Genomic DNA, 18441 nt, shown 5'->3' with positions numbered 1-18441 from the left:
TCATCTCGGAGGCGACCACCGCGAAGCTGCGCCCGCTCTCGCCGGCCGCCGCCGCCTCGATGGCGGCGTTGAGCGCCAGCAGGTGCGTGCGCTCCGAGATGTCGTTGACCGTCTCGATGATGTCGCCGATCGTCTGGGTCTTCTCCGACAGGCTGACGATGTTGCCGGCCACCGCCTCCGCCTGCTCGCGGATCGCCTCCATGGCCTTGGCGGTGTCGGAGACGGCGCGCAGGCCCTGGCGGGAGGTCTGCGCGGTCGCCTGGGCGGTGGCGATCACCTCGGTGGCCCGCTTGCTGATCTGCGCGCCCGAATGGGTGATCTCGTCGACCGTCGCCGCCGTCTCCTGCACCGCCGCGAATTGCTGCTCCACCGAGGCCGCCTGCTCCTGCGCCGAGGCGCGGATCTCCGCCGCCGCCGCGTTCAGGTCCGCCGTCGCCGCCCGGTTGGTCCGCGCCAGATCCGACAGACCCGCAACCATCGTGTTCAGCGTCGCTGAAAGTCGGCCCACTTCACCACCGGCGCGAACAGCCAACTGGCTGGACAGGTCGCCCTCGCCGACGCGGCCGACGAAGGCCATCACGCGCACCAGCGGCTGGACGATGAGGCGGTTGATGGCGATTCCGATCCCCAGGCAGATCAGGAGGGTGATGAGCGTTCCGCCCCACAGGGCGATGCTCTCGTTGCGCTCGCCCCGGGCCACGCGCTCGGCCAGAGCCGTCCGTACCACCTCTTCGAGGCCTTCGATGGCCGACAGCTTTTCGCGGAAGGTGTCGAAGAGCTGCTTGCCCTGACCGTCGGCTTCGATGCGGACCGCCTCGGCCCGTTTCGCCGGATCGGCCGCCATGCGGATGGCCGCCTCGCCGACCTCGGTCTGCCAGCTGCGAGCCGCCGCCACTGCGGCGGCGAGCAGGCGTGTCCGCTCCGCATCCTGACCGACGAGGCCCCTGAGCCAGTCGATCGCCTCGTCCAGCGTCTGACGGCCGGCTCGGTACGGTTCCAGGCTGCCGTCGCGCCCCGTGATCAGGTAGCCGCGCAACCCGGTTTCCTGGTTGAGCATGGCCGCGCGGAAGCTGTCGAGGGCGCGAACCAGCTGGTTTGACCGGCTTCGCGCGTCGGTCGCGTCCCGCAATTGATCGCCCGTAACCAGGACCGCACCGCTGCTGAGGACCGAGACCAGCGCGATGATCCCGATGGCACCGCCCAATATGCGGTTGAGACCCAGCGATTGGGGCATGGTCTGCTTCATCCTGCTCGGAGCTGCGGACGGCGCCGGATGGGCCGCGATCGAGGCATCGGGGCCTCTTAGCGCCGTCGCCCGGTCGATGCGAGGGACGGCCCTCCGTCCCGCCCCCGGCAAGTGGCGCAACGACGGTCGCCTGGCCCGGACACCGCCGCCTGGGCGCCGTGATCACCGGAGGGGCGGATGCCGAACTCCAGGCCAGAATTTACGAATTGTTCACCATCGAGCAAGTTGAACTTGTGCGGGCGAACCAATTCGTATGCATCTAAGCGCTGATATCCGGAGTTCTTGATCGTAACGGTTTTGCAACGAGCATTTGTGTCGCGGGAGATGCTGATTTCTTTCCTGATCGATACCGATCGCAAGGCTGATCCACTCGACGCGAACCTCAGGGCACGCGCGCGGATCGAGCAGCTCGACGTGGCCCTTCGTCTGGTGCCCTTCACGATTCTCGTGAGCCTGAGCGTCGTACAGGTCATCGTCTACCTGTTCTGGCAGCCCGGGAACCGCGTCTATCTCGCGGGCCTGGAGGCCCTCGTCCTGCCGCTGGCGGTCGTCTCGCTCCGGCAGTGCTGGCGCTGGCGCTCGCAGCCCAAGCCGCTCGAGGTGCCATCCTCTTTCGTCAAACGGCTCGTCCTCGCCGCGCAGATCTATGGCCTTCTCCTGGCCTCCATCCCGGTGATGCTGTTCGCCGGGGCCGATCCGAATGGGCGGCTCCTGATTGCCTCCAGCATGGCGGGCCTGATCGCGACGGGGATGAGCGCGGCGGTGCTGCCCCGAGTCGCCATCGGATATGCCGGCCTGATCATCGTCGGTTCGTTCATCGCCCTCGCGGCGACGGGCGAGGCCTTCTACATCTATGTCGGCGTTCTGCTGTTCTTCTATGCGAGCTTCATCTGCTTCACGATCCTGCATCTCAGCCGCCTGCTCACGATGCGCGTCATCGCGCAGATCGAGCTGGAGCGGCAGCAGGAATTCACCCATCTCCTGCTCAACGAGTTCGAGGAAAGTGCCAGCGATTGGCTCTGGGAGACGGATGCCGACCTGCGGCTGCAGCACGTCTCGCCGCGCCTGATCGAGGTCGCCGGTTCCTCCGAGCGACAGCTCATGGGCCTGCCGCTGGAACGCCTGCTGCTCCCGCCGCTCGCGCCGCCCAAGAGCCATTCGAGCACGGCTCTCTGGAGCTGCATCGCGGAGCGACGCGTCTTCCGGAATCTCCACCTGCAACTCGACATCGCCGGTGAGCGGCGGACCTGGTGCCTCTCCGGAAAGCCGACGTTCAACCGGGCCGGCGTGTTCTCAGGCTATCGCGGCGTCGGCTCCGATGTGACCGAGAAGCGGCGCTCCGAGGAGCGCCTGTCCTATCTCGCCCTGCACGATTCCCTGACCGATCTCCCCAACCGGGTTCTGTTCCACCAGCTTCAGGAGACGGCCCGGGCACGACTCGCGCAGGGCGACCGGTTCGCCGTGCTCGCCCTCGACCTCGACGAGTTCAAGAGCGTCAACGACACGTTCGGCCACGCCGTCGGCGACAAGCTCCTCACAGCCGTGGCCGAGCGGCTGCGGGGCTTCGAGAGCGCCGACGTGCAACTCGCCCGCCTCGCGGGTGACGAGTTCGCGGTGCTCGCGGCCGGGCGGAGCGCCCGGGACCTGCACGCCATCGAGTCCCTCGCGAGCGGCATCGTCGAGGCGCTCGCCTCGCCATTCACCGTCGACGGCATTCGGCTGACCGTCAGTGTCAGCATCGGGATCGCCATCGCGCCACAGGACGGATGCCAGGAGATCATGCGGCGGGCCGATCTCGCTCTTTACCGCATGAAGAGCGAGGGGCGGAACGGTTACCGGTTCTACGAAGCCGAGATGGACGAGCGGATCGAGGCGCGGCGCGCCCTGACGTCCGATCTGCGCGGCGCGCTCGATCGGAACGAGTTCGTCCTCTACTTCCAGCCGATCGTGTCGGCCAAGGAGTGCCGCGTGGGCGGTTTCGAAGCGCTCCTGCGTTGGAAGCATCCCGCACGGGGCTTCATCTCGCCGGGCGACTTCATTCCGCTCGCCGAGGAGACCGGCGTCATCATCCCCCTCGGGGAATGGATCCTCCGAGAGGCCTGCCGGATCGCCGCCGGCTGGCCGGAGGATGTCCGGATCGCCGTCAACCTCTCCCCCCGCCAGTTCCGGCATTCGGATCTGCCGCACCTCGTGCGCTCTGCCTTGCGGACGAGTGGACTGGCCGCCGCCCGCCTGGAACTGGAGGTCACCGAGTCGGTGTTCCTGGAGGCGACGCCGGCGATCAACGCCACCCTGTCCAGGCTGCGTGAGATGGGCGTGCGCCTGTCCCTGGACGATTTCGGGACCGGCTATTCGAGTCTCAGCTATCTGCGCCGGATCGCTTTCGACAAGATCAAGATCGACCAGAGCTTCGTCCGCGACCTGCCGCACGAGGGCAGCGCCGCCGCGATCGTGCGGGCCATCATCGACATGGCGACGCGCCTCGACATGACGATCACGGCGGAAGGGGTCGAGACGGACGCGCAGCGGATCTGCCTGCTCGACCAGGGATGCCACGAATTCCAGGGCTATCTCTTCAGCAAGCCGCTGCCGGCCGAGCAGGCGGCGGCTCTCGCGCGCAGCCGCAAGTTGCTTCCGACCGCCGTCCAGGCGGCGTGAGGTGCCGTCAGGCGCCGAGGGGCGCCACGCCGGCCGGGCTGGGCTCGCCCGTGACTGCGTGGGGCGACACCTTCGGCCAGTAGGGCAGGAAGCCCTCGACGATGGTGCGCGGGATATCGAGGGGCCGGTAGTGGACGGTATCCACGAACATCAGCGACTGCTCGCCGCGGCCGAGCAGGCCGTTGACCTCGCTGTGGATCTCGTGCGCCAAGGTCACGAATTTCCGGTTGTGGCTCGCGATGGAGATCCGGACGGTGACCGGCTCGAACTCCATGGCCTCCCGCCGGAAGTCGTGATGGAAGGACTTCGTCAGGATGTAGAAGTCCGTCGACTTCAGGTCGAAATCCGGCATGCAGACGTTGAAGAACAATTCGCGCGCCTTGCCGACCCAGCGCACGTAATTGGCGAAATAGACGTTTCCGACCGAATTTGTATCGTCATAGGTCGGAATCAGGCGCAGGACGAACCAGTGGCCGTCGAAGCCGTGGGAGGCGACGGTGTCGGGCCGGTCGAGCGCGACGGGCACCGGCGCCGCCCGCGGCGCCCGCTCCGCCGCCGGAATCAACTGGTCGGCCGGCTGCGTTGCGCGCCATCCGAGGATCTGTGCGATCATCGGCAGGGCACCGATCAGCCCGATGAGCGGCGCGATGGCCAGGAGCGCCCAACTCGGCGCCAGATAGCCGGTGACGAAGATCAGGCACGCCGTCGCCCCGATCATGGCGTTGAGGACCGAGTCGTACCGCCGCGTCGCGCCGAGCGTCTCGCAGACGAGACAGGCCGCCGCGCCGACGAGGAGCGTGGCGAACGGCATCATCAGGTAGAGGAGCGAGAGATTCGCCCAGATCGCCGCCGCCGCCGTGGCGAGCGCCGCGCCCAGGATCCAGACCGGTGAGGACACGAGTCCCGCCGGCACGAAGGCGAGAAGCGGCGAATTGCTGCGCGCCGTGACCGAGGTCCCGAGCCACCGCGTGGCGTTGTAGAAGCTGTCGATCGTGGTGGCGGCCGCGATCGCCGTCCAGACCACGAAGGCGGCTGTCGCACCTGCCACGGATTCCCGCCCGATCGCCTGCGCCACGGCCGCATAGGCCCCCGGCAGCCCGTCCGACGAGACGACCGGCACGCCGAGCCCCGCCCGCGCGGCGAGCAAGGCATTGAGCGTCAGCAGTCCGAGGAACAGCACGGCGCCGGTGACATAGGCCACCCGCACGGATCCCCCCGAACGCCGGATCTCGAGGGCGCGCTGCCAATGCTGGATGTCCATCCACGGGCCGAGCAGGAAGCCGACCAGGGAGGGCACGACGAGACCGTAGAAGCGCTCGTCGAAGGCGTGGACCGGGACCGTCCAGCCGTCCGGATGCCGGGGCAGGTCAACCAAGAGCAGCGCGCAGGCCAACAGTCCGAGGACCAGGGCGACGCTGTGGATCGTCCGGAGGCCGCGCAGCGGAACCGCATGCGCGATCGAGCAGGCGATGAGGATCAGGGCGACCAGGCCGACCACGGAGTCGCGGCCGAACAGCGGAAGCCACGCATAGGCGGCGAAGCCGAAGATCGTGATGGCGACGGCAAAGAACTGGGCCCCCAGGAACAGGAGGGCGTAGGGACCCTGCACGGACGCGACGATCGTGTCGATGCGCCGCCGGGGAGCGCCGAGCAGCCATCCGAACAGGCCGAGGCCCGTGGCATTCGGCAGAGCGAAGGCAAGAAACCCGAGCCATCCATACGTGAGGGTCACGTGGATCGCGTAGAAAAATCCGAGCCCCCAGAACCACGACAAAGCAATCGTCGGCGCCCAGGTCGCTGAGCGAATGAATTGGGAAGGCATTGTGGCCGCGAGCGCTCCGTACCGAGTGTTGCAATAGCGTATCAGACTCGTTTCGGGAATATGTCCGGCAAAAAAGAAGGCGAATATAAGATCTTACCTGCACGAAAATGCATCGACCTGTCGACAAGCCGCGGCTGCGGCTCAGCGCGGGCACATTTCCGCTCGCCGCGTCCCGATGGACACGCGTTTGGGCCTCGGGCGCACGACCCGTCGCGGATTCCCGGGCGATTTGCCTAATCGGCGGGCGCCGGGCCGCTGCGAACCAGATCGACGAAATTGGCGATCAGCGGAGCCTTCGGGGCCATCCACAACGCGAAGACGTCGGCGCGGATGGGCGGCCCTTCGAGGGGCCTGTAGACCACGTCCGCATGCGCCAGACGGGCGACGAATTCCGGGATGATGGCGATGCCGAGCCCCGATGCCACCAAACTCGTCAACGAGGCCGCCTCGACGGCCTGATAGGTGATGGAGGGGACGAACCCGGCCTCTGCGCAGCAATCCCACAGGTAGTTGGCGAACAGGGAATCCGAGAGCCGCAGGAAGACGAATCGCTCGTCGCGAAGGTCGGAGAGGCGGAGCGCGCCCGTCGCCAAGCGGTGGCCCCTCGGCAGGACGACCCGTACGGTCTCGGTCCACGCGCAGACGCGGATTAGATCGGCGTCCTCCGGGGGGCACCGCAGGAAGCTCAGGTCGGTCTGACCGGACTTCAGCATCGCGATCTGCCGATCCGGCGACATCTCGTGGATTCGGAGATCGACCGCCGGATAGGTGCGGGCGAAGTCCCGGAGCGCCGGGCCGAGCGGGCCGGCCAACATCGAGCCGGTCAGGCCGATGTTGATGATGCCGGCGGTGCCCGCGCCGATGGCACGGGCCCGTTCCACCGCTTCGCCGGCCCGCTCCAGAATGGCGAGCGCCTGGACGTGGAAATCGTGGCCGGCCCGGGTCAGCGTCACCCGCCGCGTGGTCCGCTCGAACAGGGCAGTGCCGATCTCATCCTCCAGGTCGCGGATCTGCTGGCTGAGGGGTGGTTGCGCCACGCCGAGGCTCTCTGCGGCGGCCGTGAAGCTCAGATATTTGGCGACAGCCACGAAATAGCGGAGATGCCGGAGTTCCATCCGACCATCTATATGCCATGCCTATCAATGGGAATGAAAAAGATATTTGACGTCTAGATCGGGCGGAACGATTTTGCAGCTCGGCAAATCGAAACGATGCTGCGCGTCACGATCGCCCCGCGCGCCGCCATCGGGCTTCGGTCGCCAGTCCGAGGCTGCCCAGAGGAATTGCGATGCAGCGCGTGTTCGGGTCGCTTTTCGGGCAGGTGGTCGCGGCCCTGCTCCTCGGCGTCCTCGTCGGGCGGCTGTGGCCGGACTTCGCGGTCAGCCTGAAGCCCCTCGGCGACGTCTTCATCAAGCTCATCAAGATGGTCGTCGCGCCGCTGGTGTTCGGGGTCGTGGTGCATGGCATCGTCGGCGCCGGCGACCTGCGGAAGGTCGGGCGCGTCGGCCTCAAATCCCTGATCTACTTCGAGGTGGTGACGACCATCGCGCTCGCGCTCGGGCTGGTCCTCGCCTACGTCTTCGCGCCCGGCCAGGGCATGAACGTCAACCTGGCGAAGCTGGATGCCAATTCGCTCTCCAGCTACACCGACCGGGTCGGGCAGGTCACGGGCACCGTCGATTTCCTGATGAAGCTGGTGCCGACGACCTTCGTCGACGCCTTCGCGAAGGGCGACATCCTCCAGGTTTTGCTTCTCGCGATCCTGTTCGGGTCCGGCCTCTCGCTCCTCGGCGAGCGCGGCAAGCCCCTGGCCGACAGCCTGGAGCGCATCACCGAAGTCCTGTTCCGGATCATCGGCTTCATCGTGCGGCTCGCGCCGCTCGGCGTGCTCGGTGCCGTCGCGTTCACGGTCGGCAAGTACGGCGTCGGATCCCTGAAGCAGCTCAGCATGCTGGTCGTGCTGTTCTACGGGGGCGTCGCGGCCTTCGTGATCGTCGTGCTCGGCGGGATCATGCGGCTCGCGGGCTTCAGCATCTTCAAGCTGCTCGCCTATCTGCGCGAGGAACTGACCGTCGTGGCCGGCACCGCATCCTCCGACTGCGTGCTGCCGCAGGTCATGCGCAAGATGGAGCGGCTCGGCATCAAGGAATCGACCGTCGGCCTCGTGATCCCGACCGGCTACTCCTTCAACCTCGATGCCTTCTCGCTCTACCTGACCCTGGCCACGGTGTTCATCGCGCAGGCGACCAACACCGACCTGTCCTTCGGTCATCTGATGCTGATCCTCGGCATCGCCCTTCTGACGTCCAAGGGCGCCCACGGCGTGCCCGGCTCGGCGATCGTGGTCCTCGCCGCGACGCTGTCGGCGGTCCCGGAGATCCCGGTGATCGGTCTGGTCCTCGTCCTGTCGGTCGACTGGTTCGTCGGCATCGCCCGTGCCCTCGGAAACCTCATCGGCAATTGCGTTGCGACCGTCGTCATCGCAGCCTGGGAGGGCGATATCGATCGCGCCCAGGCTCACCGGATTCTCAACGGCGAGGACACGGCCGACACCGCGGCGATCCTCGAGGCCCCCGTCGCGCAGCCGCACACCGCGTGACCGATCCGGGGCAGCCGATTACAGCTTGAAGCCGAATCCCGGAGACCGACCATGAGCGCTGGAGCCTACAACCCCCCGTGCGGCGGCCTGCCCGGTCAGACGGCACTGATGACCGGCCGCGCCGTGTTCACCGAGGCCTACGCGGTCATCCCCCATGGGGTGATGAGCGACATCGTCACGAGCCTCCTGCCGGGCTGGGACGGGACCCGGGCCTGGATCCTGGCACGGCCGCTCTCGGGCTTCGCCGAAACCTTCGCCCAGTACCTCATGGAGGTCGCCCCGGGCGGCGGCAGCGAGACTCCCGAGCCGGAGGCTCAGGCGCAGGGCGTGCTGTTCGTGGTCGCGGGCACGGCGAGCCTCACCCTCGACGGCGCCCGGCACGCCCTGCGGCCGGGCAGCTACGCCTATCTCTCCCCCGGCGCGGCGTGGTCCCTGCGCAACGACGGCGACGGGCCCGTGCGCTTCCACTGGATCCGCAAGGCCTACCAGCCGGCGGCGGGGCTGGACGCGCCGCCCTCGTTCGTGACGCACGAATCGGCGGTCGAGCCGACCGGCATGGCTGGCACCGACGGCGCCTGGGCGACCACCCGATTCGTCGGCTCCGACGATCTGCGCCACGACATGCACGTGAACATCGTCAGCCTGCGGCCGGGCGCCTCGATTCCGTTCGAGGAGACCCACGTGATGGAGCACGGGCTGTTCGTGCTGGAGGGCAAGGCGGTCTACCGGCTCAACCGCGACTGGGTCGAGGTCGCGGCGGGCGACTTCATGTGGCTGCGCGCCTTCTGCCCGCAGGCCTGCTACGCGGGCGGGCCCGGCCCGTTCCGCTACCTCCTCTACAAGGACGTCAACCGCCATCCGGCGCTCGCGCCGCGCGGACTCGGCCGTTGAGCGCGGACGCGCGCAGGATCGTCGCCCAGCCTCTGACCGCGGCGGCCTTCGCCCCGTTCGGCACGGTCATCGACGCGGCTGCCGTGGCGCCGCGGCCGATGAATGCCGGGATGGCGCGCCGCTTCCACGATCTCGCCGAGATCGAGGTCGTGGGGGAGGGCGCGCGCGTGGTGATCGGCTTGGTGGAGGCGCAGCCCTATCCGCTGCCGCTGCGCCTCGGCCTGGTGGAGCGGCATCCGCTCGGCGCGCAGGCGTTCCTGCCGCTGAGCGCGGCGCCGTTCCTGGTCGTTGTCTGCCCGGACGAAGAGGGCCGGCCCGGTCGGCCGCAGGCCTTCGTCACCGCGCACCGCCAGGGAATCTGCTACGCGCGCAACACGTGGCACGGGGTGCTCACGCCCTATGGTCAGCCACAGGATTTCGTCGTGGTCGACCGCGGCGGCCCAGGCGTGAACCTCGAGGAACACACCTTCGCCGAGCCCTGGACGGTCCATCTGCCCGGCCTGGACTGAAGGCGGACGCAGACCGCGCCCGTGGCGCGCCGGAACGACGGCGATTCCGTCGCGCAGGCGGTCTCGCGCGGTCGGGACTGCTTTTGGCGGCGCTCGGCGTGTCAGGGGCGCCCAGATGCAATCAATCCCGGGGGTGGGGCCGCGAAAGTCCGTTGACTGGCACCGGTCAGCGGCTATCGAGGCCGCAACGATGGAGTCCGCACCAACGCGGACCCGAGGAAACGCTGGGCCCGCGGGCCCGCACCGGAAAGGCCGCCATGTCCCTGTCCCGCACGCCCCTGTCTCGCCGGCGATTCCTCGCCACCGGCTCAACGGCGCTCATCGCCGGCACCGTGGCGGCGCCGCACGTGGCGCGAGCGCAGAAGGCGGAGTTCACCTACAAATACGCCAACAACCTGCCCGACACGCACCCGATGAACATCCGCGCCCGCGAGATGGCGGAGGCGCTCCGCACGGAGACCGGCGGCCGGTTCGACCTCAAGATCTTCCCGACGAGCCAGCTCGGCTCCGACACCGACACGTTGAGCCAGCTGCGCTCGGGCAGCGTCGAGTTCTTCACGATGTCGCCGCTGATCCTCTCGACCCTGGTCCCGAACGCGTCGATCAACGGCATCGGCTACGCCTTCCCGAGCTACGACGCCGTCTGGCCGGCCATGGACGGCGAGCTCGGCGCCTGGGTCCGCCAGCAGATCGCCAAGTCCGGCCTCGTCGCCATGGAGAAGATCTGGGACAACGGCTACCGCCAGACCACTTCGTCGACCCGGCCGATCGCCACGCCCGACGATTTCAAGAGCTTCCGGATCCGCGTCCCGGTCTCGCCGCTCTGGACCTCGATGTTCAAGGCCTTCGACGCCGCGCCCGCCTCGATCAACCTCAACGAGACCTATTCGGCCCTGCAGACCAAGATCGTTGAGGGCCAGGAGAACCCGCTCGCGGTCATCTCCACGACGAAGTTCTACGAGGTGCAAAAGTACTGCTCGCTCACCAACCACATGTGGGACGGGTACTGGTTCCTGGCGAACCGCCGCGCCTGGGAGCGGCTGCCGCCGGATCTGCGCGAGACGGTGGCCCGCCACATCAACGCCGCCGGGATGAAGGAGCGGGCCGACGTCGCCCAGCTCAACGCCAACCTGCAGGCGGAGCTCTCGAAGAACGGCATGGTCTTCAACAAGCCCGATCCGGAGCCCTTCCGCGACAAGCTGCGCAAGGCCGGCTTCTACGCCGAGTGGAAGGGGCGGTACGGCGACGAGGGCTGGTCGCTGCTGGAGAAGGCCTGCGGGAAGCTCACCTGATGAGCGCCGCGGGGGCGCCGCGCGGCGGGGTCGCGCCGTGCTCCCGGCGGGTGATGAACCTCGCGCACTTCCTGCGCCGGGCCGCGCGCCGCTTCCCGGATGCGGTGGGGCTCGCCTGGGGCGCGCGCAGTTGGACCTGGGCCGAGCTCGACGCCCGGGTCGACGCCATGGCGGCGGCGCTCGCCGCCCGCGGCGTGACCAAGGGCGACCGCGTCCTGGTCCAGGCGCGCAACAGCAACCAGCTGTTCGAGTCGATGTTCGTCTGCTTCCGGCTCGGCGCCATCTGGGTGCCGACCAACTTCCGGCAGACGCCGTCGGAGGTCGCGTATCTCGCGAGCGCCAGCGGTGCCTCCGCGCTCATCTGCGGGGCCGGCTTTCCGGACCATGCCGCCGCCGTGCGCGCGGCCTGCCCGGACCTGAACTGCGTCGTCGAGATCGGCGGCACGGCCTTCGGGGCGGATTACGACGCGCTGGTCGCCGAACAACTGGGCCGCGCCGCGCCCGTTTGCGGCGTCGAGCACGACGATCCGTGCTGGTTCTTCTTCACGTCCGGCACGACCGGCCGGCCGAAGGCGGCGGTGCTCACACACGGCCAGATGGCCTTCGTCGTCACCAACCACCTCTGCGACCTGATGCCGGGCACCACCGAGGCCGACGCGTCCCTGGTCGTGGCCCCCCTCTCGCACGGTGCCGGCATCCACCAGCTCGCGCAGGTCGCGGCCGGCACGAAGACGGTGCTCACCGCCGGCGAGCGGCTGGACCCCGAAGAAGTCTGGGCGCTCGTTGAGCGTTGGCGCATCGCGAACCTCTTCACCGTGCCGACCATCGTGAAGCTGCTGACCGAACATCCGGCCGTGGCGGAGCACGATCATTCCAGCCTGCGGCACGTGATCTACGCGGGCGCGCCGATGTACAGGGCGGATCAGCAGCACGCGCTGCGTGTGCTCGGCCCGGTGCTGGTGCAGTATTTCGGCCTCGGCGAGGTGACCGGCAACATCACCGTGCTGCCGCCCCGCCTGCACGCGGCCGAGGACGGCCCCGATGTGAAGGTCGGCACCTGCGGCGTCGAACGCACGGGCATGCAGGTCCAGATCCAGGACACGGAGGGGCGCGAATTGCCGCCCGGTGAGACCGGCGAGATCTGTGTCTGCGGCCCGGCCGTCTTCGCGGGCTACTACGACAACCCGGAGGCCAACGCGGCGGCGTTCCGCGACGGCTGGTTCCGGACCGGGGACCTCGGCCATTGCGACGCGGAAGGCTTCCTGTTCATCACCGGCCGCGCCTCGGACATGTACATCTCGGGCGGCTCGAACGTGTATCCGCGCGAGATCGAGGAGAAGCTCCTGACGCATCCGGCGATCTCCGAGGCCGCGATCCTGGGCGTGCCCGACCGCGCCTGGGGCGAAGTTGGTGTTGCGGTCTGCGTCGCGCGTCCCGGGGCGTCGGTGGAAGAGGGGGAATTGATCGCGTGGCTGTCCGCCGCGGTCGCCCGCTACAAGCTGCCCCGGCGTGTGTTCTTCTGGGAAGCCCTTCCGAAATCCGGCTACGGCAAGGTGACGAAGCGCGCGATCCGCGCGGAACTCGAGTCGCGCGGTGATCTGCCCCTCGAAAAGCCGGCCCAGGCGTCGGATCGGTAGACGTCTGGCGGACGGCTCTCACGGCATCGTCGCGCGCGCGGCGACGCAGATCGGCGTCGCGGGAGATCGGCGGCCGTGGCACCGCTGGATCGCTTCGCTGCCCGCGGAGACGTCCAGACCCACCACAGTGCAGCTTGCGCATTGAGCGGGCTGCGCAGACCGCACTGCACACGTCGCCGAGATCGCCACACCGTCCTGATTCCGGCGTGTGTTAACGTCCCATCCCGAAAGCATGTTTTCGCTGCATGACAGCCCGAACGCGCAGCCTCTGACACGCGCTCGCAAACCGGCTCATATTGCATCGCAATACGCCGGGCGCCCCGCCCGGGCATGACCGGGATCGGGTACGATGACCACCCTCGCGAATCTCGTCGGCTTCCGCACCCAGAGCGGCGGGCCGCTCCTCGCGCAGATCGCCGGGCGCTTCGGCGTCGCGATGCGCCGCGCCGCGGCCGGGCGCTACGCCGAGCAGCGCGACCGCATCGTGCGCACCGGCGGCGCCGGCATGATCTGAGTCCTCAGGCGCGTCTCAGCGCAGGCGCGCCCGTGCAGTCTCCGCCACCGCCTCCGCGGTGATGCCGAAATGGCGGAACAGCTCTTCCGGCGCGCCCGAGGCGCCGAAGCCGGTCATGCCGACGAAGCCGCCATCCTCGCCGATCCAGCGGTCCCAGCCGAAGCGAAGAGCGGCTTCGACCGCCACCCGCACGGTATCGCGGTGAATGACGCTCGCGCGATACGCGGCATCCTGCGCGGCGAAGGCTTCCCAGGAGGGCATGGAGACGACGGCGGTCGGCACACCCTCGGCCTGCAGCATCGCGCGGGCCGTAAGCGCCAGCGCGACCTCCGAGCCGGTCCCGATCAGCGTCACCCGCCGGGGACCCGAGGCCTCCGCCAGAACGTAGGCGCCCCGCGCGCTTCGGTTCTCTTCGATGCCCGGCCCGCGGAGTGCCGGCAGCGCCTGGCGCGAGCAGACGAGCGATGTCGGGCCGGTCCGGTTGGCCAGGGCCATCTCCCAGCATTCGGCGGTCTCGACCGCGTCGGCCGGGCGCAGCACCAGCATGTTGGGGATGGCCCGCAGGGACGCGAGGTACTCGACCGGCTGATGGGTCGGTCCGTTGCGGCCGATGGCGATCGAGTCGTGGCTGTAGACGGTGATGACCGGCAGGTTCATCAGCGCCGCCATGCGCAGGGACGGCCGCATATAGTCGGAGAAGACCAGATAGGTCGCGCCCACCGGCACCAGCCCGCGATGGGCCGCGATGCCGTTCATCATCGCGCCCATCGCGTGCTCGCGGATGCCGTAATGCAGGTAGCGGCCCGACCGGTCCTGGGCCGTGAAGGCGTGGAGCGCGCCCTTGTGCTTCGTCGGCCCCTCCAGATCCGGGGCGCCCGAGAACAGTTCGGGCATGCCGTCGGACAGGGCGGCGACGATCTCGGCGGAGACCTCGATGCTGGGCCGCGCCGCCCCGGCCTCGGCGAAGCGGTCGCGCAGCCCGCGGAGCGGCGCATGCCAGCCCTCAGGAAGGCGGGCGTCGGAAACTCGGTCGAATTCCGCCCGCACCTCGGCCGGCAGGGCGTCCCGGCGCCTCGTCCAGGTGGTGTAGCCGTCGCGGTTGCGGCCGGAAACGCCGGCCTGCCACGCCGCGGCGACATCGTCGGGCACGGTGAAGGGCGGGTGATCCCACCCCCGGGCAGCCCGCGCCTCGGCGCAGTCGCTGGCGAGCACGCGCCCGCCATGGGCGCCGCGCTGGCCCTCGAGGCGCGGCAGGCCCCGCCCGATCACGGTGCGGCAGGCGATCAGGGTCGGGCGCGGGTCGCCCTGGGCGAGCCGGATCGCCGCCGAGACCGCCTCGACGTCGTGCCCATCGGCGTCGATCACCTGCCAGTCGGCGGCGCGGAAGCGCGCGCGGACGTCCTCCGAGATGGACAGGTCGGTGGCGCCGTCGTCGGTGATGCGGTTGTCGTCCCACAGGAAGGTGAGCTTTCCCAGGCGCAGATGGCCGGCCAGCGAGATCACCTCGTGGGCGATGCCTTCCTGCAGGCAGCCGTCGCCCACCAGGGCGTAGGTGCGGTGATCCACCAGATCGGAGCCGAAGGTCGCCGCGAGCCTGGCCTCGGCCACCGCCATTCCGACGGCGTTGGCGATGCCCTGTCCGAGCGGGCCGGTGGTCGCCTCGATCCCGAGTTCCGGGGCGATTTCCGGATGGCCGTGGGTGTGGGCGCCGAGCTCGCGGAACCGCCGGATCTGCTCCATCGGCAGGCCTTCATAGCCGGCGAGATGGAGGGCCGCGTAGAGCAGCATGGAGCCGTGGCCGTTCGAGAGGACGAAGCGGTCGCGGTCGGGCCAGACCGGGTCGGCGGGGTTGCAGCGCAGATGGCGGGTGAACAGCGCCACGGCGATCTCGGCGCAGCCGAGGGGCGCGCCGGGATGCCCGTCCCCAGCCCGCTCGATGGCGTCGAGGGCGAGGAAGCGGATTGCGTCGGCCATCCGGGCCGTGAGCATGGCATCGGGCGTGTCGGGCATGGGTCTGGCTCGGGCGGTGCGAATTTTCGGCGCGCGAAGGCCGCCCGGGCGGCACCGCGGCGGCCCGGGATGGATCTCACTCAGTGTTCTGACCCGCCGTCCCGCGCCGATCCGGCATCCGCCGGGGCGCAGAGCCTTCAGGTTCGCGCAGGCGCCTTCAGAGGAAGCCGATCGAGAACCAGGGGACGAGGATGATGGCGAGGAGGCCGATCAGCAGGGCCACGATGTAGCCGACGATCGGGCGCATCCCGGCATCGGGGTGGATCCGGCTGATCGCGCAGGCCGCGTAGTAGCCGACGCCGAAGGGCGGGGCGAACAGGCCGATGCCCATCGCGAGGATCACCACCATGGCGTAGTGGACCTCGTGGACGCCCACCGCCCGTGCGATCGGGAACAGCAGCGGCCCGAAGAGGACGATGGCCGGGATGCCCTCCAGCACCGAGCCCAGGATGATGAAGGCGACGGCCGAGACGAACAGGAAGCCGAGGGCTCCGCCGGGCAGACTCTTCATCACCTCGGCGAGCGTCTGCGAGAAGCCCGACTGCGTCAGCGCCCAGGCCATGCCGGTGGCCGCCCCGATGATCAGCAGGATCGCCCCCGACAGGGTCGCGGTGGTCACCAGCATCGGGTAGAGCCGCCGCCAGTCGAACTGGCGGTAGATCAGCAGGCCCGCCAGCGCCGCGTAGACGATCCCGATGGTCGAAACCTCCGTGGCGGTGGCGATGCCCTCGACCACGGCGAAGCGGATCACGAAGGGCAGCGCCAGGGCCGGGATCGCCACCAGGAAGGCGCGACCGATGATCCGCCCGGACGGCCGGGCGACGTGGCTCAGGTCCTCCCGGCGGTAGCGCCACCAGACCAGCGCGCACAAAGTCACGGCGAGGACGAGGCCCGGCAGGAGGCCGCCGGTGAACAGGGCGGTGATCGATACGCCGGTGACCGAGCCTATGGTGATCAGCACGATCGAGGGCGGGATCGTCTCGGTCTGTGCGCCCGTGGTGGCGAGAAGGGCCACGAGGTCACCCTCCTTGGCGCCGCGGGCCTTCATCTCCGGGAACAGCACGGGCGCCACCGCCGCCATGTCGGCGGCCTTCGAGCCGGAGATGCCCGAGACGAGGTACATCGCCCCGACCAGCACGTAGTGCAGGCCGCCGCGGACGTGGCCGAGCAGCGAGGCCAGGAACCCCACCATGGCGCGGGCCATGCCGGTCATCTCGATCAGGAGGCCGAGGAAGACGAAGAGTGGCACCGCGAGCAGGATCAGGTGGCTCATGCCCTCGTCCATGCGGCCGACCACCACCATGGAGGGCGCGTCGGTGGTGAGCGTGATGTAGGCGAAGGTCGAGAGGCCGAACGCGAAGGCGATCGGCACCCCCGAGAAGACCAGGGCGCCGACGCCGAGGACGAAGAACAGCAGCAGGTTGAGATTGCCGAGGTCCCTCAGCCAGGGTTGAAGCGCCAAGAGGCCGGCGGCGACTCCGCCGCCCAGCACGAGCGCCCCCGCGGTCAGCCGCCAATCGGCGGATTCCAGGAGGCGGATCACCGCGACCACGAGCATGAGGCCGAGGCCGATCGGCAGGGCGGCGGCGCGCCACGCGTTGTTCAGCTCCAGCGCCGGCGTCTGGACGAAGGTCTCCTCGCTGGCGAACTCGAAGGCCGGTTCCAGCAGCAGGGCCACGAAGATCAGGCCGGCCACCAGCGCCACCGTCTCCAGGAAGGCGCGCAGGCGCGGGCCGCTCATCGCCACGAAGGCGGTCATGCGCATGTGCTCGGCGCGCCGGAAGGCGACCACGGCGCCCAGCATGGCGAGCCACAGGAACAGGATCGAGGCGAGTTCGTCCGACCAGACGAGGGGTTCGCGGAACACGTAGCGACTCACCACGCCGCCGAGCAGCACCGCGATCTCGGCCAGGACGAGCAGCGCCGCGGGGATCTCCACGAGATAGCCGAGCCCGGCATCGAGCCGGCGCAGCCAGCTTCCGGCGCGCAGGGGCGGACCGGACAACTCTACCCCTGCCGTCGTCTCGACAGCCGCAATATCGATCTGCATGGCGCCCTCCCGTCGGAACCGCTCCCGATGCCGCTGCCGGCGGGAACGTCTCCGAGTGCGTCTTCGCGTGTTTCTTGTGGTGCGTCTCGGCGCGCCTTCGTTCTCCGATACCGTTACCCGATCCGGCGGAAAGCGCGTCAGGTCAGTTTGCCCGACACGTCCTCAAGATGCGACCACGCCACGTCGCCGTACTTGGTTTTCCAGTCCTTGTAGAAGCTCGTCCGCCCCAGGGCCGCGCGGAATTGCGCGCGGTCGACGTCGATGAAGGTGATGCCCTTCGCGGCCAGGCTCTCCCGGAGGGAGACGCTGAGCTTGGCGACGTCGGCCCGCTGGGCGTCGGCCGACCGGTCGAGTTCCCGCGAGACGATGGTGCGCAGATCCTCGGGCAGGCGCTGCCACGCCCGCTTGTTGCCGAGGATCCAGTAGCCGTCCCAGACATGGCCGGTCAGGCTGCAGGATTTCTGCACCTCGTACAGCCGGGTCGTGGCCGTGATGGCGAGCGGGTTCTCCTGGCCCTCGACCACCTTGGTCTGGAGCGAGGAGTACAGCTCGTTGAAGTTGATCGGCGCCGCGCCGGCGTCGAAGGCCTTGAACAGCGAGGTGAGCATCGGCGCGGGCGGGACGCGGATCTTGAAGCCCTTCAGATCCTCCGGCGTCCGGATCTCGCGGGTCGAGGAGGTGATCTGCCGGAATCCGTTATCCCAGACCTTCGACACGGTCAGGATCGGCGTCTTGGCGATCTCGGACCGGACATAGGTGCCGAGGCCTCCGTCCATCGCCGACCAGACGGCGTCGTAATCCTTGAAAGCGAAGCCGGTGTTGGGCAGGCTCGCGGCGGGCACGAAGGTGGCGAGGATCGAGGTCGCGAGGTTGAAGAACTCGACGCTGCCGTTACGGACCTGCGCCAGCAGGTCGGTGTCCGAGCCGAGCTGGTTGGCGGGGAAAAGCTTGATCTCCAGGCGGCCGTTGGTGGCCTCGCGGATCCGGTCGAGGGCCTCCTGGGCCCGGATGTTGACCGGATGGGTCGGGTCCTGGCCGCTGGCGAGCTTGTAGGTGAACTCGGCGGCCTGCCCGCGCCGGGTGAGGATGCCGAAGGCCGGTAGTGCGGCCGCGCCCACGAGCAGGCTGCGGCGACTGAGACGGGTGTCGCGCATGGTTTCACTCCCTGGGTGGTCCAGGCCGCCCGATCCCCGCCGTTGACCGCCGGTGGAGC

General features: G+C 69.1%; 13 protein-coding genes. 7 read left to right on the top strand and 6 right to left on the bottom strand.

All coding sequences use genetic code 11. The features are described from left to right. Window positions 1-1234, bottom strand: a 1234-nt coding sequence (locus BM396_RS11535) for a methyl-accepting chemotaxis protein (RefSeq protein ID WP_091994807.1), incomplete at its 3' end; no start/stop codon positions are given. A 336-nt stretch (window positions 1235-1570) separates the two neighbouring features. Between BM396_RS11535 and BM396_RS11530 the strand changes: the two genes are divergently transcribed. Then, entirely contained in the window at window positions 1571-3904 is a 2334-nt protein-coding gene (locus tag BM396_RS11530) for a putative bifunctional diguanylate cyclase/phosphodiesterase (protein ID WP_043387576.1), read from the top strand. Window positions 3905-3911: 7 nt separating this feature from the next. On the opposite strand, the gene BM396_RS11525 is transcribed toward BM396_RS11530, so the two are convergent. Together BM396_RS11525 and BM396_RS11520 are read right to left on the bottom strand one after the other, a co-directional pair. Then, a complete protein-coding gene (locus tag BM396_RS11525) occupies window positions 3912-5678 on the bottom strand; it encodes an acyl-CoA thioesterase (RefSeq protein WP_348273018.1) in 1767 nt (588 codons plus the stop codon). Window positions 5679-5959: 281 nt separating this feature from the next. Beyond that, window positions 5960-6841: a LysR family transcriptional regulator gene (locus tag BM396_RS11520; protein WP_043387580.1), complete on the bottom strand. Its 882-nt coding sequence runs from the start codon at window positions 6839-6841 to the stop codon at window positions 5960-5962. Window positions 6842-7014: 173 nt separating this feature from the next. Between BM396_RS11520 and BM396_RS11515 the strand changes: the two genes are divergently transcribed. The 6 genes from BM396_RS11515 (at window position 7015) to BM396_RS32755 (ending at window position 13168) form a co-directional block, all read left to right on the top strand. After that, entirely contained in the window at window positions 7015-8325 is a 1311-nt protein-coding gene (locus BM396_RS11515; RefSeq protein ID WP_043387582.1) for a dicarboxylate/amino acid:cation symporter, read from the top strand. A 51-nt stretch (window positions 8326-8376) separates the two neighbouring features. Then, window positions 8377-9216 carry a bifunctional allantoicase/(S)-ureidoglycine aminohydrolase gene (locus BM396_RS11510; protein WP_043387583.1) on the top strand — a complete coding sequence of 280 codons (840 nt, stop codon included), beginning with the start codon at window positions 8377-8379 and terminating at the stop codon, window positions 9214-9216. Beyond that, window positions 9213-9725, top strand: coding sequence for an ureidoglycolate lyase (locus BM396_RS11505; protein ID WP_043387584.1), 513 nt, complete (start codon window positions 9213-9215; stop codon window positions 9723-9725). Before BM396_RS11510 ends, BM396_RS11505 begins: the two co-directional genes overlap by 4 nt. Window positions 9726-9982: 257 nt before the next feature. Next, window positions 9983-11017: a TRAP transporter substrate-binding protein gene (locus BM396_RS11500; RefSeq protein WP_043758226.1), complete on the top strand. Its 1035-nt coding sequence runs from the start codon at window positions 9983-9985 to the stop codon at window positions 11015-11017. Beyond that, window positions 11017-12654: an acyl-CoA synthetase gene (locus BM396_RS11495; RefSeq protein WP_043387588.1), complete on the top strand. Its 1638-nt coding sequence runs from the start codon at window positions 11017-11019 to the stop codon at window positions 12652-12654. Before BM396_RS11500 ends, BM396_RS11495 begins: the two co-directional genes overlap by 1 nt. A gap of 349 nt (window positions 12655-13003) precedes the next feature. Continuing rightward, entirely contained in the window at window positions 13004-13168 is a 165-nt protein-coding gene (locus tag BM396_RS32755; RefSeq protein WP_164706377.1) for a hypothetical protein, read from the top strand. Between the two features lie 15 nt (window positions 13169-13183). On the opposite strand, the gene tkt is transcribed toward BM396_RS32755, so the two are convergent. The 3 genes from tkt to BM396_RS11480 all read right to left on the bottom strand — a co-directional run bounded on the left by tkt (window position 13184) and on the right by BM396_RS11480 (window position 18382). Beyond that, complete coding sequence (gene tkt, locus BM396_RS11490) at window positions 13184-15178, bottom strand: transketolase (protein WP_051976263.1); 1995 nt, start codon at window positions 15176-15178, stop codon at window positions 13184-13186. Between the two features lie 157 nt (window positions 15179-15335). Continuing rightward, window positions 15336-17228: a TRAP transporter large permease gene (locus BM396_RS11485; protein WP_043353068.1), complete on the bottom strand. Its 1893-nt coding sequence runs from the start codon at window positions 17226-17228 to the stop codon at window positions 15336-15338. 137 nt (window positions 17229-17365) lie between these two features. Next, complete coding sequence (locus BM396_RS11480) at window positions 17366-18382, bottom strand: TRAP transporter substrate-binding protein (RefSeq protein ID WP_043353067.1); 1017 nt, start codon at window positions 18380-18382, stop codon at window positions 17366-17368. Window positions 18383-18441 lie beyond the last annotated feature (59 nt).

It is taken from the genome of Methylobacterium sp. UNCCL125 (assembly GCF_900116795.1).
Classification (GTDB): domain Bacteria; phylum Pseudomonadota; class Alphaproteobacteria; order Rhizobiales; family Beijerinckiaceae; genus Methylobacterium; species Methylobacterium fujisawaense.
Note: the sequence above shows the minus strand (reverse complement) of the source record. Positions and strands in the feature narration are given on the sequence as shown.